The 24,229-nt window shown below is 43.2% G+C and carries 23 protein-coding genes and 2 pseudogenes; 22 read left to right on the top strand and 3 right to left on the bottom strand.

The window, feature by feature from the left end:
• The 17 genes and pseudogenes from QZ169_RS08335 to QZ169_RS08255 all read left to right on the top strand — a co-directional run.
• Positions 1 to 264, top strand: a pseudogene (locus QZ169_RS08335) (hypothetical protein); the annotation flags it as partial.
• Between the two features lie 169 nt (positions 265 to 433).
• Positions 434 to 2,233: a serine hydrolase gene (locus QZ169_RS08330; RefSeq protein WP_295506323.1), complete on the top strand. Its 1,800-nt coding sequence runs from the start codon at positions 434 to 436 to the stop codon at positions 2,231 to 2,233.
• Positions 2,234 to 2,249: 16 nt separating this feature from the next.
• Complete coding sequence (locus QZ169_RS08325) at positions 2,250 to 4,049, top strand: serine hydrolase (RefSeq protein WP_295506321.1); 1,800 nt, start codon at positions 2,250 to 2,252, stop codon at positions 4,047 to 4,049.
• A gap of 30 nt (positions 4,050 to 4,079) precedes the next feature.
• Positions 4,080 to 4,931, top strand: a complete 852-nt coding sequence (locus tag QZ169_RS08320; RefSeq protein WP_125340716.1) for a CPBP family intramembrane glutamic endopeptidase — start codon at positions 4,080 to 4,082, stop codon at positions 4,929 to 4,931.
• A 27-nt stretch (positions 4,932 to 4,958) separates the two neighbouring features.
• Positions 4,959 to 5,783: a CPBP family intramembrane glutamic endopeptidase gene (locus QZ169_RS08315; protein WP_295506317.1), complete on the top strand. Its 825-nt coding sequence runs from the start codon at positions 4,959 to 4,961 to the stop codon at positions 5,781 to 5,783.
• Between the two features lie 121 nt (positions 5,784 to 5,904).
• The gene (locus QZ169_RS08310) at positions 5,905 to 6,813 is read left to right on the top strand and encodes a CPBP family intramembrane glutamic endopeptidase (protein ID WP_295506315.1); all 909 of its coding nucleotides are present in this window, start codon (positions 5,905 to 5,907) and stop codon (positions 6,811 to 6,813) included.
• Between the two features lie 202 nt (positions 6,814 to 7,015).
• Complete coding sequence (locus QZ169_RS08305; RefSeq protein ID WP_002897962.1) at positions 7,016 to 7,303, top strand: autorepressor SdpR family transcription factor; 288 nt, start codon at positions 7,016 to 7,018, stop codon at positions 7,301 to 7,303.
• Positions 7,281 to 7,790: a hypothetical protein gene (locus QZ169_RS08300; RefSeq protein WP_002906985.1), complete on the top strand. Its 510-nt coding sequence runs from the start codon at positions 7,281 to 7,283 to the stop codon at positions 7,788 to 7,790. Before QZ169_RS08305 ends, QZ169_RS08300 begins: the two co-directional genes overlap by 23 nt.
• A gap of 494 nt (positions 7,791 to 8,284) precedes the next feature.
• Positions 8,285 to 9,073 (top strand): YhfC family intramembrane metalloprotease, encoded by a 789-nt coding sequence (locus tag QZ169_RS08295; protein ID WP_295506313.1) that lies wholly within the window; start codon positions 8,285 to 8,287, stop codon positions 9,071 to 9,073.
• Positions 9,051 to 9,332, top strand: a complete 282-nt coding sequence (locus QZ169_RS08290) for an autorepressor SdpR family transcription factor (RefSeq protein WP_033179130.1) — start codon at positions 9,051 to 9,053, stop codon at positions 9,330 to 9,332. The genes QZ169_RS08295 and QZ169_RS08290 overlap by 23 nt, the downstream gene beginning before the upstream one ends.
• The gene (locus QZ169_RS08285) at positions 9,319 to 9,816 is read left to right on the top strand and encodes a DUF1648 domain-containing protein (protein WP_295506309.1); all 498 of its coding nucleotides are present in this window, start codon (positions 9,319 to 9,321) and stop codon (positions 9,814 to 9,816) included. The genes QZ169_RS08290 and QZ169_RS08285 overlap by 14 nt, the downstream gene beginning before the upstream one ends.
• 47 nt (positions 9,817 to 9,863) lie before the next feature.
• Positions 9,864 to 10,550, top strand: coding sequence for a Crp/Fnr family transcriptional regulator (locus QZ169_RS08280; RefSeq protein WP_295506306.1), 687 nt, complete (start codon positions 9,864 to 9,866; stop codon positions 10,548 to 10,550).
• Between the two features lie 291 nt (positions 10,551 to 10,841).
• On the top strand, positions 10,842 to 12,071 hold the full coding sequence (gene arcA, locus QZ169_RS08275) for an arginine deiminase (protein WP_125356513.1): 1,230 nt from the start codon (positions 10,842 to 10,844) through the stop codon (positions 12,069 to 12,071).
• A gap of 50 nt (positions 12,072 to 12,121) precedes the next feature.
• Positions 12,122 to 13,138, top strand: coding sequence for an ornithine carbamoyltransferase (gene argF, locus QZ169_RS08270; protein ID WP_002925466.1), 1,017 nt, complete (start codon positions 12,122 to 12,124; stop codon positions 13,136 to 13,138).
• A 166-nt stretch (positions 13,139 to 13,304) separates the two neighbouring features.
• Positions 13,305 to 14,252 carry a carbamate kinase gene (gene arcC, locus QZ169_RS08265; protein ID WP_295506302.1) on the top strand — a complete coding sequence of 316 codons (948 nt, stop codon included), beginning with the start codon at positions 13,305 to 13,307 and terminating at the stop codon, positions 14,250 to 14,252.
• 205 nt (positions 14,253 to 14,457) lie between these two features.
• Positions 14,458 to 15,969 carry a YfcC family protein gene (locus tag QZ169_RS08260; protein ID WP_295506299.1) on the top strand — a complete coding sequence of 504 codons (1,512 nt, stop codon included), beginning with the start codon at positions 14,458 to 14,460 and terminating at the stop codon, positions 15,967 to 15,969.
• A 21-nt stretch (positions 15,970 to 15,990) separates the two neighbouring features.
• The gene (locus QZ169_RS08255) at positions 15,991 to 17,328 is read left to right on the top strand and encodes a dipeptidase (protein ID WP_295506296.1); all 1,338 of its coding nucleotides are present in this window, start codon (positions 15,991 to 15,993) and stop codon (positions 17,326 to 17,328) included.
• 138 nt (positions 17,329 to 17,466) lie between these two features.
• Here the strand turns inward: QZ169_RS08255 and QZ169_RS08250 are convergent, their stop codons facing one another.
• The 3 genes from QZ169_RS08250 to QZ169_RS08240 are packed head-to-tail and all read right to left on the bottom strand — an operon-like array spanning position 17,467 to position 19,171.
• Positions 17,467 to 17,937, bottom strand: a complete 471-nt coding sequence (locus tag QZ169_RS08250) for an arginine repressor (RefSeq protein ID WP_049544027.1) — start codon at positions 17,935 to 17,937, stop codon at positions 17,467 to 17,469.
• Between the two features lie 16 nt (positions 17,938 to 17,953).
• Positions 17,954 to 18,982 (bottom strand): tRNA preQ1(34) S-adenosylmethionine ribosyltransferase-isomerase QueA, encoded by a 1,029-nt coding sequence (queA, locus tag QZ169_RS08245; RefSeq protein ID WP_295506292.1) that lies wholly within the window; start codon positions 18,980 to 18,982, stop codon positions 17,954 to 17,956.
• Positions 18,983 to 18,991: 9 nt separating this feature from the next.
• Positions 18,992 to 19,171 carry a hypothetical protein gene (locus tag QZ169_RS08240; protein WP_185760104.1) on the bottom strand — a complete coding sequence of 60 codons (180 nt, stop codon included), beginning with the start codon at positions 19,169 to 19,171 and terminating at the stop codon, positions 18,992 to 18,994.
• A 134-nt stretch (positions 19,172 to 19,305) separates the two neighbouring features.
• Here QZ169_RS08240 and QZ169_RS08235 point away from each other — a divergent pair, with 134 nt between their 5' ends.
• From QZ169_RS08235 to QZ169_RS08215, 5 genes and pseudogenes are all read left to right on the top strand, one after another.
• A complete protein-coding gene (locus QZ169_RS08235; RefSeq protein WP_295506288.1) occupies positions 19,306 to 20,013 on the top strand; it encodes a glucosamine-6-phosphate deaminase in 708 nt (235 codons plus the stop codon).
• Between the two features lie 150 nt (positions 20,014 to 20,163).
• Complete coding sequence (locus QZ169_RS08230; RefSeq protein WP_295506287.1) at positions 20,164 to 21,519, top strand: DUF1958 domain-containing protein; 1,356 nt, start codon at positions 20,164 to 20,166, stop codon at positions 21,517 to 21,519.
• A 94-nt stretch (positions 21,520 to 21,613) separates the two neighbouring features.
• The gene (locus QZ169_RS08225; protein WP_295506285.1) at positions 21,614 to 22,783 is read left to right on the top strand and encodes an MFS transporter; all 1,170 of its coding nucleotides are present in this window, start codon (positions 21,614 to 21,616) and stop codon (positions 22,781 to 22,783) included.
• Positions 22,784 to 22,893: 110 nt separating this feature from the next.
• Entirely contained in the window at positions 22,894 to 23,853 is a 960-nt protein-coding gene (locus tag QZ169_RS08220; RefSeq protein ID WP_295506283.1) for a competence protein CoiA, read from the top strand.
• 160 nt (positions 23,854 to 24,013) lie between these two features.
• A pseudogene (locus QZ169_RS08215) lies at positions 24,014 to 24,193 on the top strand (hypothetical protein); the annotation flags it as partial.
• Between the last annotated feature and the right edge of the window lie 36 nt (positions 24,194 to 24,229).

Raw genomic sequence — 24,229 nt, 5'->3', positions numbered from 1 at the left:
GACAAGCAATTTGTCCATTTCCTTTACTGGCTGGTTCCCTTTATCAATGCCGTAGTTTATATCAGCGTTCTTCTTTATGCGCTCAATCCGTCTTTTCCGATATTTAAGGTCAATGGGATTATGGTGGCAATCAGCCTTAATGCTGTCAGCTACTTTCTCACGAGAAAAATAGTGGCAGACCAAGAGCCGGCTCCACGCGTTTTAGCTTATATCTTCAGTGGCATCAGCTCAATCCTTTTTCTTGTGAGCCTCTTCCTCTTTTAAAAATGTCTGATACGAAAGGAGAAAATCATGTTTTATATTTTCGTTTTTGTTAAAATCCTGTTATTCTTTATCTTTGGCTGGTTGTGGCTGCTTCTCAGCCTGTTCGGTTTGCCCTTTTTCTTTCCTTTTTGAGTGAGTGAACTCTAGTAAATGATGATTGGAGGCAAACATGAAAACATCATTTTTGAAAAGCGCTGTGGCGCTAGTAACTTGTGGGCTGGTCGTTTTTGGAGCGGGTCACGCTTACGCCGACCAGCAGAAATTACCGTCGGGCACGCCTTATGACCAAATCGGTCAGAAAATTGAGGACTACTACAAGGAACACGAAAAAACCAGCGCGGGGCTAGCGGCAGCAGTCTTTGATAAGGACGGCAACACTCTTTACCAAAACAACTTTGGCTATATGGACAAGGAGAAAAAGCTAGCTGTAGACGATAGCTCGGTTTTCGAGTGGGGGTCAACGACCAAAATCACGGTTTGGGTCAGTGTCATGCAGCTTTGGGAAGAAGGAAAAATCGACCTAAAAACAGATATAAAAGAGTATCTGCCCAAGGATTTTTTGACAAACCTCAAGTACGACAAGCCCATTACCATGCTTGACCTCATGAACCACCAAGCGGGTTTTGAGGATTACCATTTATATATAGGTGTTGATAAGAGTTTAGGGACATTGCTAAAAAAAGCTCCGTCGCAGATTTATGAGCCGGGAACGGTGACCTCCTATTCTAATTATGGGACAGCACTGGCAGGCTATATCGTGGAGCGGGTGAGCGGGCAATCCTTTGCCGACTATGTCCACGAGCATATTTTCCAGCCGCTGGGTATGGAGCACACCGCTCTCAAGCCTGATTTGTCGGATAATCGCTATGTACAAAAGCAGCGGGAGAAGGAGAAAACCTATGATACAGAAGGTAACTTGCTAAAAGGTGATGTGCCATTTGTCCTCGGAGAATATCCAGCGGGGCGAGCGACAGGCACTTTTTCCGATTTGAAACGCTTTGCCCAAGCTCTCTTGCAAAAGAAAACGCTCTTTAAGCGAGCAGAGACTTGGGAGAATTTTTACAGCGCTAGCCATACTTATCCGGGTACGGACGTTCCTGTAAATGCTCATGGACTGTGGGCGACAGAATTTGAAAACACCAGAACGCTTGGGCACGGTGGAAATTCGCCGGGTTTTACGACCAGCCTCTTGCTTGATTTGAAGTCAGGGATTGGCTCAGTCGTTACAGTCAATCAGAGAAATGAGTTCCATTTTGCTATCGCCATGCCCGACCTCATTTATGGTAGGAAAAAAGAAGCCTCAAAGGCGTCACAAAGAGATTTTCAAGCTGGTTTTTATCGCGAAGCGCGCATTTTTAGCAAAGGGCCTTTGTCCATATTTAGAGTTTTCAAATCGACCAGCTATCTGAATAATCCTTCTGAAAATGCGGCTATCAAAGTCTATTTTGGTTTTTGGACGGCAGGTGAAAAAGGAGGGAGCTATCGTCTGAATTTGCCCATTTCAGATAGAATGAAGCTATCCTTGCTTGACGTTATCAGAGACTATGGCAGTTTAGTGCTTGCTGGGCTAGCCTTACTTTATGTCGCTCTTTGCTATCTTTGTGGTATTTTGGCAAAATTGTATCGTTTGCTTTTGGGAAAAAATAAGGGAAGCAACTCAGCTGTTTGGTCAATCTGGCATTATCTGACGGGCTTCATTATTCTTTGGGTGTTTCGCAATTTATTCTCATTTTTCTCTATTATTCTTGCGAAAAATTCTTTCGACCTAGCTGGTCTGACGGGGCATTTTCAACTCTTTGCCTTGCTTGCTCTAGTCTTGCTGATTAGTGCTTTTCTGCCCTATCTGCCTTTTTTCAAAGAGAGATTGAAGCAAGGAAATAAATACCTCACGCTAGCGACCAGCTCCGCCGCTTTTATCATCGCTTTTAATATTTTCTACTGGTCGCTGTACCAGTGGTGGGCACTTTAATAGAAAGGTGAATATCATGAAAAGATCATTTTTGAAAAGCGCTGTGGAGCTAGTAACTTGTGGGCTGGTCGTTTTTGGAGCGGGTCACGCTTACGCCGACCAGCAGAAATTACCGTCGGGCACGCCTTATGACCAAATCGGTCAGAAAATTGAGGACTACTACAAGGAACACGAAAAAACCAGCGCCGGGCTGGCAACATCCGTCTTTGACAAAGACGGCAATACTCTCTATCAAAACAACTTTGGCTATATGGACAAGGAGAAGAAGCTGGCAGTAGATGACAACTCGGTCTTTGAGTGGGGGTCAACGACCAAAATCATGGTCTGGGTCAGCGTTATGCAGCTCTGGGAAGAGGGAAAACTTGACCTCAATGCCGACATTAAGGAATATCTGCCCAAGGATTTCTTGACAAACCTCAAATACGATAAGCCAATAACCATGCTTGACCTCATGAACCACCAAGAAAGTTTCGACGAAACACCCCTTTACATGGGCAGTGACAAGAGCTTGGAGGAGCTGCTCAAAGAAAATCAACCACCACAATCCTACAAGCCCGGTGAGCTGACGGCTTACTCTAACTATGGAACAGCGCTGGCGGGCTATATCGTGGAGCGAGTGAGTGGACAGTCCTTTGCCGACTATGTCTATGAACATATTTTCCAGCCGCTGGGTATGGAACATACTGCTCTCAAGCCTGACTTGTCGGATAATACTTTTGTAAAAGAGCAACGCAAATCAGAAAAAGCCTACGATACAAACGGCAAGTCAATGGGATTGACACCCTTTGAAGTCGGACTTTACCCAGCAGGTCGGGCAACAGGAACCTTGGCGGACATTAAAAAGTTTGCCCAGGCTCTCTTAAGCAAAGAAAAACTCTTTAAGAGAGCAGAAACTTGGGAGACCTTTTACAGCCCTACGAATACATTTCCTCATACAGATATTCCAATCAATGCCCACGGACTTTGGTCAATAGAGTACGAAAATACCAGAACGCTTGGACACGGTGGAAATACGACAGGCTTTACGACTAGTCTTTTGCTTGATTTTAAAACGGGTGTCGGCTCTGTCATTATGGTTAATCAAGGGCTGGAGACTAATTTTACTTCTAAAATACCCGAGCTTATCTACGGTCAGAAAAAATCGACTTCGCAAGAACAAGTGAAAAACTTCCAGCCCGGCTTTTACCGTATGGCTCGCACTTTCAATCAAGGTCCGTTATCCCTGATGAAAATGATGCCCAACTATACAACTTATATCAAAAATCCTAATGATAATCCAAATATTCAATCGCGTGGTTTCTGGATAGCAGGTGAAAAACATGGACGTTATGTGATTAGTTTGCCGATTTCCGACTGGGTCAAGATGTCTATATTTGATGTGGTAAAGGACTATGGTGTTTTGATTTTGGCAGCTGTAGCAGTGTTTTATGCGCTACTAGCTTACATTGGTGGTTTTCTTGTTAAAATGTATCGCTTGATTTTCCGCAACCCAAATCAGCAGCCTGCTAATCTAGTCTGGAACATCTGGCACTATGTGACTGCAGTGTTTGTGCTCATTGTGCCAGTCAACTTTGTGACGGCTTTATCCTCTATCCAAGCGACGGCTTCAACAGCTGGCAGCCGCTTGCAATTTATCCTCTTTGCCGTGATAGGACTGGTCTTGGTTGTTAGCACCCTTTTACCAGTCGTTTGGCGCTCTGCCTTCAAATCAGCTAGTAAGGCGCGGATAGCTCTCACGCTAGCGACCAGCTCCGCTGCCTTTATCATGGCTTTTAATATTTTCTATTGGTCGCTATACCAATGGTGGACTTTATAATTTTACAAATGACAGAAAGGAACATTTCATATGCAAACTTCCATTTCAACTTCAACCATTAAAAAGTTTCTCATCTGGGCTTATGGCATAGGTTGGTTTCTTATGATTTTCTTATGTTATTTCTCTCAGCAAAAGCAAAATGTCATAGCCTCGGTCTTCTCTATTTCCGCTATGTTTGCGCCGAGTATCGCCGCTCTTCTTTCTAAAGCGCCCATAAAAGAGGTTGGCTGGCGACCTAACTTTATCAAAAAGTGGAAATCTTATGCTGCGGTTTGGCTCTGGCTTGCCTTTTATATTATCTTTGGTGCGGTGGTTTACTTCGCTATCTTTCCTCAGCACTTTTCACTAGCCTTTAGCCTACTTGCTAAAAGCATTGGAACTAGCGATCCGGCTCTGGTTCAATCCACAGCTTGGCAGTATGTCTTTAATTTTCTAACGTGGATAAATTTACTTTGTATCATTCCAGCTTTAGGTGAAGAGTTAGGCTGGCGGGGTGTGCTCTATCCTTATCTGAAAGAGCGCTATGGTCGAACCAAGGGGCGCATCATTGGTGGTCTGATTTGGGCTTCGTGGCATTTACCTATATTACTGTTTGCGGACAAATTATCACTAGACACCATTCTCTATATCATTCCTTACTACATCATGGCGATTACCATGGGCTTCTTGTTAGATATTTATTATATAAAAAGCAAATCCATTTGGTTGCCTGCTTTTGGTCACTCCACTATTGATACACTTGGCCCCCTGACTTCTTTGTTGGTCGCAGGCAATGTCAAACCTCTTGCCTATCTCGGGCCTGGAGCCAATGGGCTATTTGTAGGCTTACTAGCCATTGTAGTGGTTACTTGGCTAACCAAGCGGGAGGCGAAAGAAAACTAGAATTAAAAAAAGAAAGGAGCATTTTATATGCAAAACACAATTTCAACTTCAACCATTAAAAGGTTTCTAGCTTGGGCGTTTGGGCTCGCTTGGCCAGGTATGCTAGCCATAGCTTACTTTTATGCGATCAATCAGAAACTTGTCGGTAACATTTTATCCGCAAGTGTGGTAATGTTCGCCCCTATGGTTGCTGCTTTTTTGGCCAAAGCTCCTGTCAAGTCTATCGGCTGGAAATTGAAGCTCGCCAGTAAATGGCGCGATTACCTAGCCTGCTGGTTAGCCATTTGTAGCATTATACTTGGCGGCGCACTTGTCTATTTTGCTGTCTTTCCGCAGCATTTGGCTTTTGCCCTGAACCCACAAGTCGCCCTTCAAATTTTAATGATTTTAACGGTCTTAACTCTAGTCATCAGTCTTTCTGGCTTGGGCGAGGAAGTCGGCTGGCGGGGTATTCTCTATCCTTATTTGAAAGAGCGCTACGGACGGACTAAGGGACGCATCATTGGTGGTCTCATCTGGGCTATTTGGCATTTTCCTGTCAATATGATTGGAGCAGGGACGCTGGGTGAGCGTTTCTTAAATTTAATTCCCTATTATATCATGGCTATTTCTTTTGGGATTATCCTTGATATTTACTATGTACGTAGCAAAACCATTTGGCTGCCAGCCTTTGGACATGGGGTCATTGATGCCGTTGCCATGATAACTACCGTTTTCACTGTTAGTGGGGTAGAAACGTTTAAATTCCTTGGTCCTAGTCCAACTGGACTTTTTGGAGCTCTCATTGCTCTTGTCATTGCCGTTTGGCTGACCAAGCGTGAAGCGAGAGAAATCCAGCGGGAAAACTCCTAATCTTTTTGAAGTGATTTTTCTACCACTTACTTGGAAAATCTAACCACTTACCAAAAAGAGCTAGATTTGGTGTGCTTCTTTTGTTAGGATAAGGGTGTAAAACATTTCAAGGAGGTTGAAAATGACACACACTTATCAAAAGACGCAACATCGCTCTAGTCTAGAAATCTTGCAAGAAGAAGCAGGGGCAAAAAAATGGTGGCTGAGCCTGCCGCTGGCTTTTCTTGCGATTGCTGCGGGAAGCCTAATCAGCGGAGGTTTGTCGCAATGGCTTTTGCTACCGAGCATGACGGACGCCAATCGCTTACTGATAGGCTTCGTTTCTCTATCCGTCTTTCTGGGCAGCAGTTTAGTCCTCATTCTCTTCGTCGCTAAATTTTGGGAACGGCGCAGTCTTGCCAGTTTCGGTCTCTGGAAGGAAAAATTAGGGTTCAATCTGCTGCTTGGTACAGCACTGGGTTTCTTCTTAGTCCTTCTGGAAGTGGGCTTCAATCTGCTCGGCGGACAGCTCCACATTCAAGTCGAAAAGCAGTTCAATCTAGGAATTTGGCTCTTTTTCCTGGTCAATTTCTTCTTTCAGGCGCTGGCTGAAGAGATGATTTACCGTGGCTTTGTCATGAACAAGCTCCGCACCAAACTGAGCTTGCTGCCGGCTGTCCTGCTCAACTCCCTGCTCTTTGCGGTTATCCACATTTTTAAAGGTGGAACGTCCGTCCTTTATATCCTCAATGTCTTTCTGACCGGGATTTTCCTTTCCCTCCTTTTTGCACTGACGGACAATCTCTGGCTGGTCACAGCGCTGCATGCGGCTCATAACATGATTTATCTAGGCATCTTTGGAGTGATTGGGGCGGGCAATAATCTCCAGCACGGCAGTTTTTTACAGACGACTTTGACCAGTCAAGCCAACAGTTTCTTAGCAGGAACGCCAAGCGAACCTCTATCAGGCGGGCTGATAGCAGTCATCGTTATGGCGCTGGCTGCTCTTCTCACCGCTTATCTAGCCAAGAAAAAGCAAGTGTTTAGCTAAGCCCTCCTTGTCTTTTATCCTCAAAAACAGTATAATGGAGAAAAGAATTTGAAAGTTCTCTAAATAGTTTTAGGAGGATTGCTGGCAGAAAATCTTGTCCGTTTGAGTAGCGCCTTGCTTACATTTGTAGGAGCCATGACTTATCTAGAGCTAGTTGCTTTGTTTGTCCTTAGCTAGAAATCAATTTTAAGAGGTATCAAAATTGGGAATTAGTGAAACCATGAAAGCCCTAGCTGATCCAGTTCGGCGGGAAATATTAGAAATATTAAAAAAAGGTCCTAAGTCGGCTGGTGAAATCGCTCAAGTCTTCGATTTGACGGGAGCGACGGTATCCTACCATTTGTCCCAGTTGAAAAAAGCGGGGCTCATCTATGAAGAACGGCAGAAAAATTACATTTACTACCATTTAGATGCTACGGTTTTTGAGGAAATTTTGGTCTGGATTGCCGCGCTAGGAGGGAAAAATAATGAAAACGAAACTGAGAAATAACCTTAGAGAATTGCTGCTGACTTTCTTGGTTATTTGGCTGCCACTTGCTTATGCCTTATGGATTTATCCTAGTTTGCCAGAGAATATTAGGATCAATTTCACGTCGCCGATTAGCCCGACATTTAAGTATGTACCCAAATTTCTCTTTATCTGGGGTCTGCCAATCTTTATGACTTTGGCACAGCTGATTGTTTATGGGGCAACGGCTTACCGAGAAATCACCAAGCCAGCTTTTGCCCGCTTCGTCCTTTGGATTGTTCCCTTGACCCATATCATTGTCTATCTTTCTATTTTGTTCTATGCTCTCGATTCTCACTTCAATGTTAATAAGATTGCCTTGATTTTTTCAGGCTTGATGTTTATGATTTCTGGGAATTATATGCCCAAGAAAGTGGTGGTGGAAGAAAAACCAGCGCCGCGTTGGCTAGCCTACCTCTTTATCCTAGTCGGATTGACAGCCGTACTAGTGGGACTTTTTCTTTTGTAAATCAAGTGAAAACAAAGTGCACAGATTGTGCGCTTTTGTTTAGTCTCATTCTGGCTCTTTGTCAACTGTAGTGGGTTGATGAGAAGTTATAATCTGGAGAGGACTAAATCAGTCCTCTCCTTTTTGATGTTCAAAGCGATGATTTCTTTATGAGTTCCAGCATCTAGAACATCCAAGATTATGATGTTAGGGTCTTTTATTCCCAGTAAGTTTGTGATAAAATTGAACTGTTCCATAAGAGTCTTTCTAATGATGGTTTTGTCGCTTTTCATTATAGGTCTTATGGGACTTTTTTTCTACAACAAATAGGCTCCATCATTCCTACAGTGGTTTTACCCACTACAGAAATTATAGAGCCGTTTTTTATTGCAGTAGAGCTTGATGATTTTTAGATTGAAGTTATTTAGAAAAAATTCGAAATAGATTTGACAGAAAGAAAGGAAAGATGTATAATCTATTTAGAAAAAAACCAAAACAGTTTAGGAGAAAAAACGATGATTTCCATTCATATCTTGATTGCCATGCTGCTGATTTTAGGGTCAGTCCTTGTTCCTTTGGTTTATTTTAAAAAGACCAAGCACATTTCTCTGCTAGTTTTCCTTTTAGGGGGAGTTGGCTTTTATCTGTCTAGTCAAGTTCTGGAAAATATTTTGCATCGTATCGTTTTACAGCCTCAGGCTGATGGAACTATCGCTTTGCAGACGGAAAATCCTTGGCTATATGTCCTTTATGGTATTGCTGCGGCAGCTATTTTTGAAGAAACAGCCCGCTGGGTCATCTTTTACTGGCTGCAAAAGAAGCGTCCACTGACCTTCAGAGATGGTGTGGCCTATGGCTTGGGTCATGGTGGTATTGAGGCTTTGTTTGTTGGTATTGTCAGTCTCTTAAACTTTTGGGTTATAGCTCAAGTAGTGACTCAGGGGAATGCCCAGACGCTTGCTCAAATTCCCCAGGCAACGATTGATTATGTCCGTTCCATGAGTGCTGGCAGCATCTATCTTTTGGCTCTTGAGCGGATCTTGGCTATTCTTATCCAAATCTTGCTGACCTTCTGGGTTTGGAAGGCGGTCAAGGAGAAGGCTCCAGTGTATTTTTTAGCTGCGCTGGGACTTCACGCCCTGATTGACCTAGCGCCTGCTCTGGCTCAGGTAGGCTTTCTTCCGCCACTGGCTGTTGAGGCTCTGCTCTTAGTAGAAGTAGTGGCACTAGTCTTTCTGACCAAGAAAATCTTGAAAGTTTACCTGAAAGAAAGGTTCAATCATGGGGATCAGTCAAACGCTTAAAGCTCTAGCTGACCCAGTTCGAAGGGGGATTCTGGAAATGCTCAAGCATGGTCCGAAGTCTGCAGGGGAAATTGCTCAAGCTTTTGAGCTGACTCCTGCGACGGTATCCTACCACCTCTCTCAGCTAAAGAAAGCCGGTCTGCTCATAGAGGAAAAGCAGAAGAACTTTATTTATTACAGCTTAGATGTCACGGTTTTTGAAGAAATTCTTGTCTGGTTTCAATCTCTTGGAGGAGGAAACAAAAATGAAAAAAAATAGTTTTCAAGAATTAGGCTGGGCACTTGGCGTCATGCTCTTGCCAGTTTTATATGCCATCTGGGTCTATCAAAAATTACCAGAAAACTTGGCTATTCACTTTGACTTATCTGGAAAAGGAAATGCTTTTTTACCTAAGTTTCTAATAGTATCTGCTTTTCCAATTGTCATGATGCTACTAGAAGTTATGATTTACTGGACAACCATTGCCAAAGATATCTTAAATAGAACCTTTAAGCACCTTATTCGCTGGATCTTTCCTTTTACCTTTGTTTCGCTGTATCTAGCTACCATTTATCGGGGTTTAAATGAGAGTTTTGATGTGCGTAAAATAGCAACTATGCTAGTTGCTTTGGTTTTCATAATTGTAGGCAATTACTTGCCCAAAAAAGTACAAGCTGACAGAAATTCCATGAATAGAAAATGGGCACACCTCTTTGTTTTGTTAGGATTTCTTACTTTTATAGTCATCATTTTCTATTTGTAAGCGGATTTATGCTATAATGGTATCAAGTATCAAATAAAAGGGTTATCATGATTACCAAGGAGCATTATCAATTTATCCGGCAGCACCCTGCCTTTGTCAATCTGCCAGTGGAGCTTTTCGATAAATTAGCAGTGGAGATTCAGTATCGCAAGATTCCAAAAGGGCAAATTATCTTTTTTGCGGGAGACCGACGAGAGCGCCTTTTTCTCTTGTCTCAAGGCTATGTTCGGATTGAGCAGTATGATTCGACAGACACATTTTCTTATATGGATTATGTCAAGAAAGACAGTGTTTTCCCCTATGGAGGTATGTTTTTTGATGAGTGCTATCATTACACAGCCAGCGCTGTCACCAATGTCGAATATTTCTCTGTTCCTATCGATTTGTTTGAAGATTATTCAAAGAAGAGTGTGGACCAGCTGTTGTTCATTACCAAGCGGCTATCGCAAATCTTGGAATTTCAGGAACTGAGATTGCGCAATGTCGTGGCGGCCAGTGCCAGCGAACGTGTGGTTCAGTCTCTATCGCTGCTCTGCATGGATTTGTGCAAGGTGGGAGATAGCCTGCCTTTTCCTATCAGCATGAAAGAACTGGCTAAGCTAGGAGCTACGACTCGGGAAACGGTCAATCAAGTTCTGAAAAAGCTCTTAGATGAAGATCGGATTGAATACCAACATAAAAAATTAACTTTTAAAGAGAAAGAGTATTTTATGAAATACCTTGCTAGAAGCTAATCGGTTCTGATTAGCTTCTTTTTTTGGACAGATAAGTTTAAAATATTCTAATATTAACCATTTACTGATTTTCTTTGAAAAAATAAATATTCACAAAAGTAATATAACCCATAAAATACCCAAAGAAAACGCTTTAAAAAAGAATATTATAAACATAGCTACGAAAAAAAGCAAAGGATTTGACATTTGCAATGTAGGCTTTTTCTTGAAAGCGGTAGCATTAAATGCTAGAATAGTACATGTAAACGGGCTTAGAAAAACCTAAACCGCAAAGAAAAAGGAGGATAGTAGATGTCTACACATCCAATTCGTGTTTTCTCAGAAATTGGAAAACTGAAAAAAGTTATGTTGCACCGTCCTGGCAAGGAGTTGGAAAACTTGCAGCCGGACTATTTGGAACGTCTTCTCTTTGATGATATTCCTTTCTTAGAAGATGCACAAAAAGAACATGATAACTTTGCTCAAGCGCTTCGCAATGAAGGAGTTGAGGTGCTCTATCTTGAGCAGTTGGCTGCTGAGTCACTGACTTCTCCAGAAATCCGCGAGCAATTCATCGAAGAATATCTGGAAGAAGCCAATATTCGCGGACGTGAAACCAAGAAGGCTATTCGTGAACTGCTCCGTGGTATCAAAGATAACCGAGAGTTGGTTGAAAAAACGATGGCAGGGGTTCAAAAAGTTGAATTGCCAGAAATTCCTGAAGAAGCAAAAGGCTTGACGGACTTGGTGGAATCTGATTATCCATTCGCTATTGATCCAATGCCAAACCTTTACTTCACACGTGACCCATTTGCTACGATTGGTAATGCTGTATCGCTTAACCACATGTATGCAGATACTCGTAATCGTGAAACTCTCTACGGTAAATACATCTTCAAATACCACCCAGTATATGGTGGAAAAGTGGATTTGGTATACAATCGTGAAGAAGATACACGTATTGAAGGTGGGGACGAGTTGGTTCTTTCAAAAGATGTGCTGGCAGTTGGTATTTCACAACGTACAGACGCAGCTTCTATCGAAAAACTCTTGGTCAATATCTTCAAGAAAAATGTTGGCTTCAAGAAAGTTTTGGCTTTTGAATTTGCCAACAACCGTAAGTTCATGCACTTGGATACTGTCTTCACTATGGTTGACTATGACAAGTTCACTATCCACCCAGAAATCGAAGGCGATCTTCGCGTTTACTCTGTAACTTATGTTGATGATAAACTTAAGATTGTTGAAGAAAAAGGTGATTTGGCAGAAATCTTAGCAGAAAACCTTGGTGTAGAAAAAGTTCACCTGATTCGCTGTGGCGGTGGCAATATCGTAGCTGCTGCGCGTGAGCAGTGGAATGACGGTTCTAACACCTTGACTATCGCACCTGGTGTGGTAGTAGTGTATGATCGCAATACAGTTACTAACAAGATTTTGGAAGAATACGGCTTGCGTTTGATTAAGATCCGCGGAAGTGAATTGGTTCGCGGTCGTGGTGGACCACGCTGTATGTCTATGCCATTTGAACGTGAAGAAATTTAGGAATCCAGTATTTTACTGATACTCAAAGAATAGAAAGAGGAAATAATAGAATGACACATTCAGTATTCCAAGGACGTAGCTTCTTAGCAGAAAAAGACTTTAGCCGTGCTGAGTTAGAATATCTTATTGGTCTTTCAGCTCACTTGAAAGATTTGAAAAAACGCAATATTCAACACCACTATCTTGCTGGTAAGAATATCGCTCTCTTGTTTGAAAAAACATCTACTCGTACTCGTGCAGCTTTTACAACAGCGGCTATTGATTTGGGAGCACATCCAGAATACCTTGGTGCTAACGATATCCAACTTGGCAAGAAAGAATCTACAGAAGATACTGCTAAAGTTTTGGGTCGTATGTTTGACGGGATTGAATTCCGCGGCTTCAGCCAACGCATGGTGGAAGAACTGGCAGAATTCTCAGGTGTTCCAGTATGGAATGGTTTGACTGACGAATGGCACCCAACTCAAATGTTGGCTGACTACTTGACAGTTCAAGAAAACTTTGGCCGTCTGGAAGGCTTGACATTGGTATACTGTGGTGATGGACGTAACAACGTTGCCAACAGCTTGCTGGTAACAGGAGCTATCCTTGGCGTCAACGTTCACATCTTCTCACCAAAAGAACTCTTCCCAGAAAAAGAAATCGTTGAATTGGCAGAAGGCTTTGCTAAAGAAAGCGGCGCTCGTGTGCTGATCACTGAAGATGCTGACGAAGCAGTTAAAGGCGCTGATGTTCTTTATACAGACGTTTGGGTATCAATGGGTGAAGAAGACAAGTTTGCAGAACGGGTTGCCCTCCTCAAACCTTACCAAGTTAACATGGATCTGGTTAAGAAAGCCGACAATGAGGATCTTATCTTCTTGCACTGCTTACCTGCTTTCCACGATACAAATACTGTTTACGGTAAAGATGTCGCTGAAAAATTCGGTGTAGAGGAAATGGAAGTGACAGACGAAGTCTTCCGCAGCAAATATGCTCGTCATTTCGACCAAGCAGAAAACCGTATGCACACAATTAAAGCGGTTATGGCTGCAACTCTTGGAAACCTCTACATTCCAAAAGTATAATCTTACATAAGAAACCGTATACCAACAGCTATGAGGGCTGCGACTAATAGCTTTAGTCCAGCCCTCTTTTATATGATAAGGAATGCTTATTTCCTTATTGAAAATTTGAAAATCTACTAAAATAAATTGGAAGCGCATTCTTTGGAGCGCAATTAAGGAGAATTTAATGGCAAATCGTAAAATCGTTGTAGCATTGGGAGGAAATGCCATCCTTTCATCTGACCCATCAGCGAAAGCACAGCAGGAAGCCTTGGTGGAAACTGCTAAACACTTGGTAAAATTGATTAAAAACGGGGATGACCTTATCATTACCCATGGAAATGGTCCACAGGTAGGGAACTTGCTGCTGCAACACTTGGCAGCAGACTCTGAAAAGAATCCTGCCTTCCCACTAGACTCTCTTGTAGCTATGACAGAAGGCAGTATCGGCTTTTGGCTGCAAAATGCTTTGCAAAATGCTCTCTTGGATGAAGGTATCGAAAAGAATGTCGCTTCTGTTGTGACGCAAGTAGTAGTTGATAAGAACGATCCAGCCTTTGTCAACCTCAGCAAGCCAATCGGTCCTTTCTACTCAGAAGAAGAAGCAAAAGCGGAAGCTGAAAAGAGCGGAGCGACTTTCAAAGAGGATGCTGGCCGCGGTTGGCGTAAGGTTGTTGCTTCGCCAGAACCAGTGGATATCAAGGAAATTGAAACAATCCGTACGCTTTTGAATCAAGGTCAAGTAGTAGTAGCCGCAGGTGGCGGCGGTATTCCTGTCGTCAAGGAAGACAATGGCCATCTTACTGGTGTTGAAGCTGTTATTGATAAGGACTTTGCTTCTCAGCGCTTGGCTGAGTTGGTTGATGCTGACCTCTTCATCGTCTTAACGGGTGTGGACTATGTCTTTGTTAACTACAGCAAACCAGATCAAGCGAAATTGGAACATGTGAATGTTGCTCAATTGGAAGAATACATCAAGCAAGAACAATTTGCACCAGGCAGCATGCTTCCAAAAGTAGAAGCAGCTATCGCCTTTGTCAATGGTCGTCCAGAAGGCAAAGCTGTTATCACATCTCTTGAAAATCTGGGTGCTCTGATTGAGTCTGAGAGCGGCACGATTATTGAAAAAGGCTAGGCATAGAACTGATTGAAAGTCGATAGCAGCTGAGCTCTGTCGTTGCTGCAAGTCTTTTCCTGAAAATCATTGATTATTTTCAAAAATACTAGCTTTTTCAATGTTAATATGGTAAAATAAAAACAAAGTAAGCGTTTTCTTGTTTACTCATACAGGGAAATGTAGGTTCGTAACCTCGTTAAAAAATTTTTAGGAGGGAATACAAATGAGTGAAAAAACAAAAAAAGGGTTTAAGATGCCTTCATCTTACACCGTATTGCTTCTCATCATTGCCCTTATGGCAATCTTGACTTGGATTATCCCAGCAGGGGCTTTTGTGAAAGGCGTTTATCAGCCTCAACCACAAAATCCGCAAGGGATTTGGGATGTCCTGATGGCGCCGATTCGTGCTATGCTGGGTACGCACCCAGAGGAAGGCTCCTTGATTAAGGAGACAAGCGCAGCCATTGATGTTGCCTTCTTCATCCTCATGGTTGGTGGTTTCCTTGGTGTTGTCAACGAAACTGGTGCTTTGGATGTAGGAATTGCCTCTATCGTTAAGAAGTACAAGGGTCGCGAAAAGATGCTGATTGTGGTCTTGATGCCTCTCTTTGCTCTTGGTGGTACTACCTATGGTATGGGTGAGGAAACCATGGCCTTCTATCCGCTTTTGGTGCCGGTGATGATGGCAGTTGGTTTTGACAGCCTTACTGGGGTGGCTATTATCCTGCTTGGTTCGCAAATCGGATGTTTGGCTTCTACGCTAAATCCATTTGCAACTGTTATCGCTTCAGAGGCTGCTGGTGTCGGAACTGGTGAAGGGATTGTCCTTCGTCTCATCTTCTTGGTTATTCTTACTGCTCTCAGCACTTGGTTTGTTTACCGCTATGCAGATAAGATTCAAAAAGATCCGACCAAGTCATTGGTTTACAGCACTCGCGAAGAAGATTTGAAACACTTTAACGTTGAAACTTCTTCATCTGTTGAGTCAACTCTGAGCAAAAAACAAAGAACTGTCCTCGTTCTGTTCATTTTGACATTCGTTATTATGGTATTGAGTTTCATTCCTTGGACAGATCTCGGTATTACTATATTTAAGGACATCAATACTTGGCTGACTGGTCTTCCAGTTCTTGGTAAGATTGTTGGTTCATCTACTTCTGCACTGGGTACTTGGTACTTCCCAGAAGGAGCTATGCTCTTTGCCTTCATGGGAATCTTGATTGGTGTTGTGTACGGTCTCAAGGAAGACAAAATTATCTCTGCCTTTATGAACGGTGCAGCTGATCTGCTTAGCGTAGCCCTAATCGTAGCAATCGCCCGTGGTATCCAAGTTATCATGAATGACGGTATGATTACAGACACTATCCTCAATTGGGGTAAACAAGGACTCAGCGGTCTATCATCACAAGTATTTATCGTCTTGACTTACATTTTCTACCTGCCAATGTCCTTCCTTATCCCATCATCATCTGGTCTAGCCAGTGCAACTATGGGAATCATGGCTCCAATGGGAGAATTTGTCAATGTCAAAGCTAGCTTGATTATCACAGCTTATCAGTCTGCTTCAGGTGTGCTGAACCTGGTTGCACCAACTTCTGGTATCGTTATGGGAGCCTTGGCACTCGGACGTATCAATATCGGAACTTGGTGGAAATTTATCGGCAAGCTGATTGTAGCGATTATTGCTATCAGTATTGGTCTTTTACTCCTAGGAACTTTCTTACCGTTCCTATAAGCTAGAAGCTGAGGTGATTCCATGAAAAAATTTATAACGGAAGAGATTAAAGAAGATTTTCTTGAATCTTTGAAAACAATCGTTTCCTATCCTTCAGTCCTCAATGAAGGCCAAAATGGAACACCTTTTGGACAAGCTATCCAAGATGTCCTAGAAAAAACTTTAGAAATCTGTCGAGGGCTAGGTTTTACAACATACCTCGACCCTAAAGGTTATTACGGATATGCAGAAATCGGTCATGGAGCTCAGCTCCTGGCCGTTCTCTGTCATTTGGATGTTGTTCCATCAGGTGATGAGTCGGACTGGCAGACACCTCCCTTTGAAGCCACTGTCAAGGATGGCTGGATTTTCGGTCGAGGGGTTCAGGACGACAAGGGACCTTCCATGGCCGCTCTTTATGCGGTAAAAGCATTGCTGGATAGCGGAGTAGAATTTAAAAAGCGGGTTCGCTTTATCTTTGGTACAGACGAGGAGACGCTTTGGCGCTGCATGGGAAGATACAACCAGCTAGAAGAGCAGGCGACACTTGGTTTTGCACCAGACTCTTCTTTCCCTTTGACTTATGCTGAGAAGGGGCTTCTGCAGCTCAAGCTGAAAGGGCCTGGCTCTGACACTATAGAGCTCGAAGCTGGTCAAGCTTTTAATGTTGTTCCTGCCAAGGCTTCCTATTCGGGCAGCCTACTAGAGTCAGTCGTTGCAGGATTGGAAGATTTAGGTTATGAATATGAGCGAACGGCAGAAGAAGTAACGGTTATCGGCTTGCCCAAGCACGCCAAGGATGCCGCCCAAGGAATCAATGCCATTATTCGCCTAGCTAAGGTCTTGCAGCCCTTGAATTCGCATCCGGCTCTTGCATTTCTGGCTCAGGCGGTTGGTGAAGATGCGACAGGCGGTCATCTCTTTGGGCCTGTGTCTGATGAACCGACGGGCTTTCTTTCCTTTAATGTTGCTGGTCTGACTTTAACCTCTGACCGCTTTGAGATTCGGATTGACATGAGGATTCCGGTCTTGGCAGACAAGGAAAAGCTGGTTGAAAAGCTAGCAGAAATAGCCAGTCAATACGAGCTGACCTATCAGGAGTTTGACTACTTGGCTCCGCTCTACGTACCTTTGGACAGTGAGTTGGTCAGCACCCTGATGGAAATTTATCAGGAGAAAACGGGAGACGACAGTCCAGCTATGTCTTCTGGCGGAGCGACCTTTGCTCGTACTATGCCTAACTGTGTTGCCTTCGGTGCTCTCTTTCCGGGAGCTGACCAGACAGAGCATCAGGTCAATGAACGATTGCGCTTAGATGATCTGTATCGGGCCATGGATATTTACGCGGAAGCCGTTTATCGTTTGGCTACAACACCTTAAATGCTGACTTTTTGAAACTATCTTAAAACTTTATCGGTTTTGTTTCACTCTAGTCAAGTATGGCTTGCTGATTTACTAATGGGTTTCATTGAGCAAAAATCGTAAATAGAAAAAGCTGAGGCAATTTTGTCTCAGCTTTTATTTACTAAAGAAAAATGGTGGAGTGAATTCTTTGAGCTTCTCAAAGCAGTCCAGAGCACCTTGGTTATCCTCGCAGATAATCAGACAGACGTCATCTCCACAGACAGTAGCTACAATCTGTGGTAGCTCTAGAGCGTCTAAAATTGCACCGAAAGACTGGGCCAGACCAGGCAGGGTTTTCATGACGACTTGGTTTTGAACTGGTCGTAGCATGACCAAAGCATCCTCCATATAGAAACGAAGGCGTTTTTCCCAACGGGATGGTGCGATGCTGTTGATGATATAGTAGGAAGTATCGTTCTCACTGACCTTGACCAGATTGAGTGCTTTCATATCTCGTGAAAGAGTGGATTGGGTCACGACGACACCGTTAGCTTCCAAATGCTCCTGAAGTTCTTGCTGGGTATGGATTTTTTTCTCCATTATTAAGGAGCGGATGAGACGGTGTCTGCTTTCAATTTTATTCATAAATTTTCACCTATAGTTATTTTATAAACATGGCATCACCAAAGCTGAAGAAGCGATAGCGCTCAGCAATGGCATGCTCATAAGCTTCAAGCGTTAAGGAACGTCCGGCAAAGGCAGAGACTAACATGACAAGAGTTGACTTGGGCAGGTGGAAGTTGGTTGAAAAAGCATCAACGACCTTCCAATCGTATCCCGGCTTGATAAAAATATTGGTCCAGCCAGAGTCAGCCTGAATCTGCCCCTGGAATTTACTGCCAATTGTCTCTAAGGTCCGGATAGATGTCGTGCCGACTGCAATGACACGACCTCCCTTAGCCTTGACCTGACGGAGTGTCTGGGCAGCTTCTTCGGACAGACTGTAAAATTCGGAGTGCATCTCGTGATCATCTAAGCTGTCCACAGAAACTGGTCGGAAAGTTCCCAGTCCGACATGAAGGGTCAGATAGACCAGTTTGACTCCCTTGGCAGCAATCTGCTCTAGCAGCTCTTCTGTGAAATGAAGTCCAGCAGTTGGCGCAGCAGCAGAGCCGTTTTCCTTGGCATAGACAGTCTGGTAGCGTTCGCGGTCTGACAGTTTTTCGTGGATATAAGGCGGAAGCGGCATTTCTCCCAAACTTTCCAAGACCTCTAGGAAAATCCCTTCGTAGCCAAAGCGCACAATTCGTCCGCCGTGCTCAAGCTCTTCTATCACAGTAGCAGTTAAGCGGCCATCGCCAAAGGAAATCTGAGCACCTACTCTGAGACGCTTGGCTGGCTTGGCTAGAACTTCCCAGTCATCATCCTGGATATTTTTCAGCAACAGCAGCTCGACATGGCCTCCTGTCTCAGGCTTGATACCATAAAGGCGGGCAGGCAAAACACGCGTATTATTCATAACTAGGGCATCGCCGGGCTGGAGCTGATTAATAATCTGGTCAAAGTGCTGGTCGGAGAAGGTCCCCGTTTCTTTATCAACCACTAGCAAGCGGGAAGCATCCCTTTTCTCTAAAGGCGTCTGAGCAATCAGTTCTTCGGGCAAGTCAAAATCAAAATCAGCGGTATTCATCGTATCTCCTTATATTGTTTTCATCAGCCAGAGTAGGTAGGCGGCTAGTAGGAAGGGACTGGCTGTAAGCAAGCCACCCAAAATCAAACTTAGCATCTGCCAGCCTGGCTGTTTTTTTATGAGGAAACTCAAGCTGCAGAGTAAGACTCCGACAAAAAATAAAATCAATAAAACAATCAGTAAAAACATGTCTCTATTATAACACGATTTGCTGCAAAAGGAAGCGAGCACGACTAGAAAGTATGTCCATTTTGCAGACTTTTTCTTGACAAAAATTGGTCTATACCATATAATAGGATTAAGAAAAGATGTGGAGGTAGAAAATGAAAATTATTCAAGTGGAAAACCAAGTAGAAGGTGGCAAAGTAGCTCTTGACCTGCTCAAAGAAAAGCTAGTTCAAGGAGCAAAAACTTTGGGGTTGGCTACAGGCAGCAGCCCAGAAGAATTTTACAAGCAAATCGTTGAGAGTGACCTTGATTTTTCAGAGATGTTCAGTGTCAATCTGGATGAATATGTCGGTTTGCAGGAGGACAATCCTCAGTCTTATCGCTATTTCATGAACCAGCACCTCTTTAACCAAAAGCCTTTTAAAGCAAGCTTCCTGCCCAATGGTGCAGCGAAAGATTTAGAAGCAGAAGTGGCGCGCTACAATCAGCTTCTAGCAGAGCATCCAGCTGATTTGCAGATTTTGGGAATCGGTACGAATGGTCATATCGGCTTCAATGAGCCGGGGACTAGTTTCGACAGCCAGACTCACTTAGTGGATCTGACACCGTCCACCATTCAATCCAATGCTCGATTCTTCGACAAGATGGAAGATGTTCCGACTCAGGCTATTTCCATGGGAATTGGCAATATTCTCAATGCTAAGTCCATCATTCTCTTTGCTTATGGTTCTGCTAAGGCCAAAGCCATAGCAGGGACTGTTGAGGGTGAGGTGACAGAGGAGCTGCCAGGCAGTGCTCTCCAGAAGCATCCAGATGTTGTGATTATCGCTGATAAGGAAGCACTTAGCTTGTTAAATCACTAAGATTTTGACGTTGTTGCTAGAAAACTGGCTTTGCCAGATAAAAGTCTCTTAATTTCCTATCTATTTTTTAGGTAGGATTTTTAGATTTATGGTTGACTTTGCGTAAAATATGATATACTAGATAGGTATAATTGTTCTTTGGAGGATCCTGTGAAGAAAAAGCTTTTGTTATTGGGAATTGCGTTCCTGACCTCTTTAGCGCCACTAGCTGCTAGGGCTGATGAATTGGTGGATATGGCTAAAAAGATGTATCCGCATGATAATGTTCAGGCGATTAATCGTCCCAAGTCTTCTCTCGTTATTGATGGCAGTACAGGTGATGTTGTCTGGGAGGATAATGTCGATGAGGTGCGTGATCCCGCTAGTATGAGTAAGCTCATGACGCTTTACTTGGTCTTTGAAGCGATTAAGGAAGGAAAAATCAGCGAAAAGACGGTCATTACAGCTACACCTCAGGATCAGGCTACCGCTAATATTTATGAAATTTCTAATAATAAAATTGTCGCTGGTGTGGACTATACCGTATCTGAGCTGATTACCATGACAATCGTGCCGTCATCCAATGCGACAACTGTCATGCTGGCCAATTATCTATCTGACAATGATCCAGATGCTTTCTTGGATCGGATGAATGCCAAGGCTCAAGAGCTGGGCATGACCAATACCAAGTGGTTCAATGCCAGCGGTGCAGCGGCGGTTTCTTTTAAGGGCTATTATAACCCTCAAAACTACGATAATTATGCCAGCAATCAAACAACAGCCCGTGATTTGGCGATTCTGGCCTATAACTTTGTCAATCACCATCCTGAAATTCTAAACTATACTAATAAAGCCAAGGTTACGGTTAAAGCTGGAACTCCTTACGAGGAGACCTTTGAAACCTATAATTACTCTCTGCCGGGTGCTAAATACGCGCTCAAGGGCGTAGATGGTATGAAGACGGGCTCTAGTCCTAACGGTGCTTTCAACTATATCGCGACCATTAAGCGTGGAGATCAGCGCATGATTGCTGTGATTATGGGAGTCGGTGACTGGTCTGACCAAGACGGTGAGTATTACCGCCATCCTTTTGGTAATGCTTTGATTGAGAAGGCTTATGCGGACTACGAGTACAAAAAACTCTTATCCAAGGGTGAGCAGGAGATTGATGGACAGAAATATAAGCTGCCTGAGGATTTCTACGCTACTGTTAAAAAGGGAACCGAGCCTAAAGTCAAGGTTGAAAACAATGTTCTCAAGGCTGAAAATGGCTTGAAGTCCTTGTCGAGCAAGATCTCTGATGAAATGAAAGTCGAGAAAGTTGAGAATCCAGTTGCTCAGGCTATTGAAAATGTGACTGGCAGCAAATCAGAAAGCAAGCCTTGGTATGGTGTGTTCTTCAGTGATAAGATGCTAATTCTGCTGCCTGTTGGCATCCTGTTAATCATTCTGTACTTTGAATACCGCAGTCGCCAAAAACGCAAGGCTGCAAAGCAGGAACGTCGTAGAAATACAGATGTTGAATAAAGGGAATGTCCTCTGTCACATACGAACGGAATGACTTTCCAAGCTAAAACTCAGTGATTTTGCTGAGTTTTCTTTCTATTTTAAGGAGATTTTCATGCGAAAAAAGTTTCACAACAGCTATCTAGCTCATTTTTTACTCTTTAATTTTTTCTTTCTGGCCTACTCTCTTTTTTCGACTCTGATATCAGTCTATATGCAGGATTTAGGCTATTCAAATACTCAAGTATCGATGGTAGTGTCAGCTTCCTTCTTTGCTTCCATGTTGGCTCAGCCGATTTTTGGAGTTCTCAGCGATGCTTTGGGAATTAAAAAGATCTTTCTTTTTAGCTTTCTAGCTATGATGGTTGGGGCTGTATTTTTCATGAAGGCAACTCAGCTTTGGCAGCTCTTGGTCTGGTATAGTCTAGTGCTCATGTTAATCAACGGAGTCAATCCAGTCCTGGATGTTCTTGCGGCTCAAAGTCCTTATACTTATGGGAAGATTCGGATTTGGGGGACTATTGGCTATGCCTTAGGCTCTCAGGTAGCAGGACTAATCTATCAAAGAGTCGCACCGCAGGCTATTTTCCCAGTCTTTATTGGTATGATGCTTATCAGCAGCATAGGACTTTTGGGAATCCAGCCCAAGCACGACCGAGCAGCCCTAGAAAGCAGGAATACCCACAAGCAGACAGGTCTGGGGAAACTCTTGACCAACAAAACCTATCTCTTTTACCTCCTTTTGGTCGCCCTTTACTCTGGAGTGGGGAATACTGGTCATACCTATATCCCTGCCATGCTACAGCATAATGGTTTAGAAGTGGATATGGCTTCGACTGTCGTTGCCTTATCAGTTCTGGTTGAAGCGCCTTTTATCTTTTATTCCTATCTTTTTATGGACAAGCTTTCGATGAAAAAGCTTCTTTATATCTGTCTGGGAATCATCTTTCTCCAGTCCAGTGTTTATGCTTTGGATCTAGGTTTGATTTCAAAAATCGGAATGACTCTCCTTTCCAAGCACGTGACTGGCATGGTTTTGATTATGGTGACCCTGAAAATCGTAGCCAGTTTGGTCGATGAAAAATACCTGGTAACAGCCATTGCTTTGGTCCAGACAGCCCGCAGTCTAGGAACCATTCTCATTCAAAATCTGGCCGGCCATTTTCTGGACAGTTGGGGTTACGAAGGAATGAACCTCTTTCTAGCAGTAGTCATCTGTCTAGTCTGCTTGTTGTCCCTCTTTCTGAAATTACCAGAACGAAAAGGAAATCAATTATTTGGATAATGAAAAACGAGTCGGAGAGATGTTCTCTTGGCTCGTTTTTTGTCTAGATAGTTTCTCTTTCTTTTTGCGAATATTTTAGTAAATGAGAGAAATTTTAGAGGGGCTAGGATATGTTTGTGGCGCGAAATCATAAGGGGCTTTTGTGTAATGCACTGGAGGAGAAGATTGAGAAAGGGGCTGATTTTGTCTGCCCAGCTTGTTCAGGGGCAGTCCGTTTTAAAAAAGGTAAAGTTATGCAGCCGCATTTTGCCCATGTTTCGCTAGAAGAGTGTCGTTTTTATAGGGAAAATGAGAGCGCTGAGCACCTCAATCTTAAGGCGGAGCTTTTTCGCTGGGCTGTCCAAACAGAAGAAGTTGAGGTGGAGGCTTTTTTGCCTGCTCTGCAGCAGATTGCTGATTTGCTGGTCGATAAAAAACTGGCGCTAGAAGTCCAGTGCAGTCCTCTAAGTATAGAACGGCTGCAGGAACGGACGCTTTCTTACCGCCAGCATGGCTATCAGGTCCTCTGGCTCTTGGGGCGAAAACTTTGGCTCAAGGATTCCTTAACTCGCCTGCAGAAGGATTTTCTCTATTTTAGTAAAAATATGGGCTTTCATCTTTGGGAGCTGGATCAAGAAAAGCGAGTTCTGCGTCTTAAATACCTGATTCACGAAGATTTGCATGGGAAAGTCCAGCACAAGACCAAGACCTTTCCCTTTAGTCACGGCCGGCTTTTAGATATTTTGCGTTTGCCTTTTCAAAAGCAGGAGATGAACAGCTTTCTGGCGAAGCAAGATCCGCAGATCTGCAGCTATATCCGCCGTCAGCTTTATTACCAACAGCCTAGATGGATGCGGCTGCAGGCCCAGCTCTACCAGAATGGCGATAATCTCTTGACTAAGATTGCAAAGGATTTCTATCCACAGATTCGTCCAATACAAGCTGCCTCCTTCTGTCAGATAACTACTGATCTGACTGGCTATTATCAGCAGTTTGAGAATTATTACGCCAATCTCCAGCAAAAAAATTTGCAAATTGTTTATCCACCGGCTTTTTATGAGATGATAAGAGAAAATGCTAAGTATCGTTAGTTTCCCATTGATGAAGCCATAGACTTTTAGCTATCCTTTCAGTTTTAGAATATTTAAGAATCCTGTATAATATAATAAAGTAATAAGTTAGATAGTTAAAAATTCTAAATCGTGCTAATTCAGCTAGCTTTAGAAAATATGAGAAGTGAAAGGTGCTATCATGAAGAAAATTTTTGTCATCTTTCTGACTATCATCACGATTATTTTAGGCATTATTTTAGGAGGCTGCAGTATGCCAAGCAGTCGTTCAGAAAGAGAAGAAATGATTCAGATTGCGGAAAGTACGAAAATGAAGAAGGCGATTGAAAAAGAGTTGAGAGATGTACTGACCCCAAAAAGTTAGACAATTAATTTAAGTAAAGGATTTAGTTCTGTA

The sequence above is a fragment of the uncultured Streptococcus sp. genome (assembly GCF_905372115.1).
GTDB lineage: Bacteria > Bacillota > Bacilli > Lactobacillales > Streptococcaceae > Streptococcus.
Note: the sequence above shows the minus strand (reverse complement) of the source record. Positions and strands in the feature narration are given on the sequence as shown.

Excerpts from the sequence above, each read along its gene's own strand:
- QZ169_RS08330 (WP_295506323.1), top strand. The coding sequence starts at position 434 with ATGAAAACATCATTTTTGAAAAGCGCTGTGGCGCTAGTAACTTGTGGG.
- QZ169_RS08325 (WP_295506321.1), top strand. The coding sequence starts at position 2,250 with ATGAAAAGATCATTTTTGAAAAGCGCTGTGGAGCTAGTAACTTGTGGG.
- QZ169_RS08320 (WP_125340716.1), top strand. The coding sequence starts at position 4,080 with ATGCAAACTTCCATTTCAACTTCAACCATTAAAAAGTTTCTCATCTGG.
- QZ169_RS08315 (WP_295506317.1), top strand. The coding sequence starts at position 4,959 with ATGCAAAACACAATTTCAACTTCAACCATTAAAAGGTTTCTAGCTTGG.
- QZ169_RS08310 (WP_295506315.1), top strand. The coding sequence starts at position 5,905 with ATGACACACACTTATCAAAAGACGCAACATCGCTCTAGTCTAGAAATC.
- QZ169_RS08300 (WP_002906985.1), top strand. The coding sequence starts at position 7,281 with ATGAAAACGAAACTGAGAAATAACCTTAGAGAATTGCTGCTGACTTTC.
- QZ169_RS08295 (WP_295506313.1), top strand. The coding sequence starts at position 8,285 with ATGATTTCCATTCATATCTTGATTGCCATGCTGCTGATTTTAGGGTCA.
- QZ169_RS08290 (WP_033179130.1), top strand. The coding sequence starts at position 9,051 with ATGGGGATCAGTCAAACGCTTAAAGCTCTAGCTGACCCAGTTCGAAGG.
- QZ169_RS08285 (WP_295506309.1), top strand. The coding sequence starts at position 9,319 with ATGAAAAAAAATAGTTTTCAAGAATTAGGCTGGGCACTTGGCGTCATG.
- QZ169_RS08280 (WP_295506306.1), top strand. The coding sequence starts at position 9,864 with ATGATTACCAAGGAGCATTATCAATTTATCCGGCAGCACCCTGCCTTT.
- arcA (WP_125356513.1), top strand. The coding sequence starts at position 10,842 with ATGTCTACACATCCAATTCGTGTTTTCTCAGAAATTGGAAAACTGAAA.
- argF (WP_002925466.1), top strand. The coding sequence starts at position 12,122 with ATGACACATTCAGTATTCCAAGGACGTAGCTTCTTAGCAGAAAAAGAC.
- arcC (WP_295506302.1), top strand. The coding sequence starts at position 13,305 with ATGGCAAATCGTAAAATCGTTGTAGCATTGGGAGGAAATGCCATCCTT.
- QZ169_RS08260 (WP_295506299.1), top strand. The coding sequence starts at position 14,458 with ATGAGTGAAAAAACAAAAAAAGGGTTTAAGATGCCTTCATCTTACACC.
- QZ169_RS08255 (WP_295506296.1), top strand. The coding sequence starts at position 15,991 with ATGAAAAAATTTATAACGGAAGAGATTAAAGAAGATTTTCTTGAATCT.
- QZ169_RS08250 (WP_049544027.1), bottom strand. The coding sequence starts at position 17,937 with ATGAATAAAATTGAAAGCAGACACCGTCTCATCCGCTCCTTAATAATG.
- queA (WP_295506292.1), bottom strand. The coding sequence starts at position 18,982 with ATGAATACCGCTGATTTTGATTTTGACTTGCCCGAAGAACTGATTGCT.
- QZ169_RS08240 (WP_185760104.1), bottom strand. The coding sequence starts at position 19,171 with ATGTTTTTACTGATTGTTTTATTGATTTTATTTTTTGTCGGAGTCTTA.
- QZ169_RS08235 (WP_295506288.1), top strand. The coding sequence starts at position 19,306 with ATGAAAATTATTCAAGTGGAAAACCAAGTAGAAGGTGGCAAAGTAGCT.
- QZ169_RS08225 (WP_295506285.1), top strand. The coding sequence starts at position 21,614 with ATGCGAAAAAAGTTTCACAACAGCTATCTAGCTCATTTTTTACTCTTT.
- QZ169_RS08220 (WP_295506283.1), top strand. The coding sequence starts at position 22,894 with ATGTTTGTGGCGCGAAATCATAAGGGGCTTTTGTGTAATGCACTGGAG.